Source organism: Spirillospora sp. NPDC046719 (assembly GCF_040645715.1).
In the GTDB taxonomy this organism is placed as follows: Bacteria; Actinomycetota; Actinomycetes; order Streptosporangiales; family Streptosporangiaceae; genus Spirillospora.
In genome coordinates, this window is the sequence record NZ_JBEYYT010000806.1 from 1 (window position 1) to 2,201 (window position 2,201).

3 protein-coding genes are annotated in these 2,201 nt (G+C 74.0%); 2 read left to right on the forward strand and 1 reads right to left on the reverse strand.

Annotated elements, in window-relative coordinates; translation table 11 throughout:
* Nucleotides 1-65: 65 nt before the first annotated feature.
* A complete protein-coding gene (gene infC / locus ABZ914_RS50450) occupies nucleotides 66-608 on the reverse strand; it encodes a translation initiation factor IF-3 (protein ID WP_500201688.1) in 543 nt (180 codons plus the stop codon).
* Between the two features lie 579 nt (nucleotides 609-1,187).
* On the opposite strand from infC, the gene ABZ914_RS50455 reads away from it, so the two are divergent.
* Nucleotides 1,188-1,685, forward strand: a complete 498-nt coding sequence (locus ABZ914_RS50455) for an NUDIX hydrolase (RefSeq protein WP_500201689.1) — start codon at nucleotides 1,188-1,190, stop codon at nucleotides 1,683-1,685.
* A gap of 7 nt (nucleotides 1,686-1,692) precedes the next feature.
* The coding region (locus ABZ914_RS50460; RefSeq protein ID WP_500201690.1) for a hypothetical protein at nucleotides 1,693-2,201 on the forward strand (509 nt) is incomplete at its 3' end.

The window sequence follows — 2,201 nt, forward strand, 5'->3', positions numbered from 1 at the left end:
CGTTCACGACCGGGCGCCGTGACCGCCTTCGCGGCCGGCGTCTCGCTCGCGCGGTCGGCGGCCGGTCAGGCCGGGCCGGTCGCCGCGTCCTGCTCGCGGCTCGCGGCGGCGCGCTCCGCCTTGGCCTCCGCCTTCTTCTTGTGCGGACCGAGCACCATGATCATGTTTCGGCCGTCCTGCTTGGGCCGCGACTCGACGAAGCCGAGCTCCTCGACGTCGTCGGCCAGCCGCTGCAGCAGCCGGAAACCGAGCTCCGGGCGGGACTGCTCACGACCACGGAACATGATCGTGACCTTCACCTTGTCCCCGGCCTTCAGGAACCGCACCACGTGACCCTTCTTGGTCTCGTAGTCGTGCGGGTCGATCTTCGGGCGGAGCTTGATCTCCTTGATGATCGTGTGCGCCTGGTTCTTCCGCGCCTCACGCGCCTTCATCGCGGACTCGTACTTGAACTTGCCGTAGTCCATGAGCTTGGCGACGGGCGGGCGCGCGGTGGGCGCCACCTCGACCAGGTCGAGGTCCGACTCACGCGCGAGTTCAAGGGCCTTGGCGATGGGCACGATGCCCACCTGTTCGCCGTTCGGGCCGACGAGCCGGACCTCGGGCACGCGAATGCGGTCGTTGATACGCGGTTCGGCGCTGATGGGACCTCCTTGGGGCCGTTCTCAAGTTCTGGGACCGGTCGTACCCCGAGGCTCTCACGCGAAAAGCCCCGCACGACTCACGTGCGGGGCCACCTTCGGTCGCCCTGGACGGTGGAACCGTCCGGGGACGACGGCGGGACGAGCGCGCAGCGCCCGTTCGCCGGACCGATACCCACCGGCCGCACGGCCGGTCAGGTGGGAGGTGGCCTCCGCTTGAGCGCCCGGCGCGCACGACCTCGTCGGTCGCGTGCACAGGGCCGGTCGGCCACCAACACTACCACCTGCGAGGCGCGTGCGCGCCCCGCGGGATCCGCGTCCACCGCGGGGTACGCCGCTCGTAGTAACCCGGCGGGCCGCCTCCGCATTCCCGGGGGCGGGACGCGCGCCGCAGGCGGACCGGTCGCCGATCCCCGTCCGGCCGCCTTTTCCCACGTGGAGGTGAGGGTCATCTGGCCGGGCGGGTCCCTCGCCCGGGACGCCCGCGTTGTTTACCGTGGTGCCAGGACGGCCCGGTGGGGCCGGTGCCAGAGAGGTATTCCCGTGATGCCCTCAGTCGAGACCGGTTCCCCCGGCCCCCGCACCGCCTCGCCGCCGGTCCGCCTGCAGTTCGCGCAGAAGGCGTTCATCACGGCCGGGGGGCGGCTGCTGATGGTGCGCAAGGCGGCGTCCGACCCGTTCCAGCCCGGCCGCTGGGAGGTGCCCGGCGGGCGGCTGGACGTCGGGGGCGACCTGGACCTCGACGACCACATCCGGCGGGAGGTGTGGGAGGAGGTCGGCCTGAAGATCGAGCCGGGGCCGCCGTTCCACCTGTGGCAGTGGTTCATGGAGGACCGGTCCCCGGGCGCGGCGGGCGGGAGGGTCCGGGTGGTCGCGGCGGCCCGCCGCTGCCGCCCGCTGACGCTCGACGTCGCGTTCGGCAACCAGGACGAGAGCGACCACCTGGACGGATGCGCCTGGGTGCCGCTGGACGAGGTGTGCTCCTACCCGCTGATCCCGAGCCTGCGCCCGGTGGTGCGGGCGTTCCTGCCGCTCGCCCGCTGACGGCCGGATGGACACGGGGATGGACGCGGGCGGCGCCGGCCGCTCCCCCATGCGCCCGCCCCGCCTGGACGGGACGGGCAGGCGCCGCTTCTCCCTGTTCGTCATCGGCGACGTGCGGATCGAGGTGCGGGCGGCGCTCGACGTCCGCTTCGGGGAGGTGACCGCCGACCGGCTCTGCTACGGGCCCGCGCGCGCTCTGGTCGCGGGGACGGCGGTGAACCTGGCCCGGTGCGCGGTGGCCCGCTTCCGCCGGGTGAGCGTGCTGGCGAAGGTCGGCGACGACGAGTTCACGCCGGTGATCCGGCGGGAGCTGCGCCGGATCGGCGCCCGGGACCGGCTGCGGGTCGAGCCGGGCGCGCCGAACGGGGTGACGGTGATGGTGCGCGACCGGCCGGCCGGCGGCGGGCCGGGGGTGCGGCTGCTGGTCGCCGAGCAGGACGCGCCGGGCCGCCGGGTGACCGAGTCGGAGGTCCGCTCGGCCGCGGGCGCGATCCGCCGGGGGGAGGTGCGGGTCCT

Coding starts and splice junctions, on each gene's coding strand:
- ABZ914_RS50455 (WP_500201689.1), top strand. CDS start 1,188: ATGCCCTCAGTCGAGACCGGTTCCCCCGGCCCCCGCACCGCCTCGCCG.